The organism is Flagellimonas pelagia, assembly GCF_003584135.1.
Lineage (GTDB): Bacteria > Bacteroidota > Bacteroidia > Flavobacteriales > Flavobacteriaceae > Flagellimonas > Flagellimonas pelagia.
This window is the reverse complement of the sequence record NZ_QXFI01000003.1, coordinates 1-886: the sequence shown is the minus strand read 5'-3', so window position 1 is coordinate 886 and position 886 is coordinate 1. Positions and strand designations below refer to the sequence as shown.

Sequence of the window (886 nt, the reverse complement as noted above, 5' to 3'; positions counted from 1 at the left end):
ATGGTATTATCTGGCACAATTTTTTTTGTTGTTCTGACAAATCAAGTTTTTGCTCAAACGAAATATAATTCAATATTATCTTTGCCTATGGCACTACCAGACGAAAAAACAATAAACATTTCTAATTTACCTAAAATATCTGAATGGTATCAGTCATGTAAAAGATCTGAGGATATTAAAAACAAGAGTGACTGGGGGTTTTGTAGCGCTTATCTGTACGCCGTAATGCAGCATCATTATGATACCTCACTAAAAAAGTGTCCTAATATATCAGTACAAGAAGTTCTAAATGCAGTTGACAAAGAGGCGTTAGAATATCAAGAAATGTATTCAAAGCCAGCAAAAGGAAGAGACGGTAAATTAATTGAAGGTGCAAGAACTTATCAACCAAACACTATTTACGAATGGAATCGACCTGCATTTTCGGTGTTATCTTCTGTTTTGGAAAAGGAATGCATATTGTGATTATTTGGTCTATCCGTAATAAACCTGAATTATGTTAACTCTGGGAGTGCCTGTATTTTAAGGCAGGCACATAGCTTGACGCATCAATCAATCTATAATAGAGAGTTATTGATATAATTATTCTTCTATTTTTTGTTGTCGTTCAATCACTGTTGTAAATGCAATTCGATCTCCATTAAAAACAAAATTTGGGTTAATGAAGTAGCGGCCTTGCCTCATTGTTTTTGCAACAATCTGCGCTTTCTCCAACTCGTTAATACCCCGTTTGAATGTTGCAAGGCTTAAGCGTAGTGGTTGTTTGTTTGTAGATCCCTGGGTTTCAAGAAAGTCTTCTAAAACAAAACTATCCAAATCAACTTCGTCTTTTGAAAGCGCCTTGTTCTGAACAGCCCAAAGCAAAACTCCAAACGCTTTAATCCCC

At 35.4% G+C, this 886-nt stretch carries 2 protein-coding genes; one reads left to right on the top strand and one right to left on the bottom strand.

Translation table 11 applies throughout. From position 1 onward, the window contains the following. Window positions 1–465 (top strand): Rap1a family protein (locus tag D2V05_RS19590; RefSeq protein ID WP_119645467.1); only part of this gene is annotated, 465 nt, incomplete at its 5' end. Between the two features lie 117 nt (window positions 466–582). Here D2V05_RS19590 and D2V05_RS00030 read toward each other — a convergent pair. Then, on the bottom strand, window positions 583–886 hold a 304-nt coding region (locus D2V05_RS00030; RefSeq protein ID WP_470299673.1), incomplete at its 5' end, for a hypothetical protein.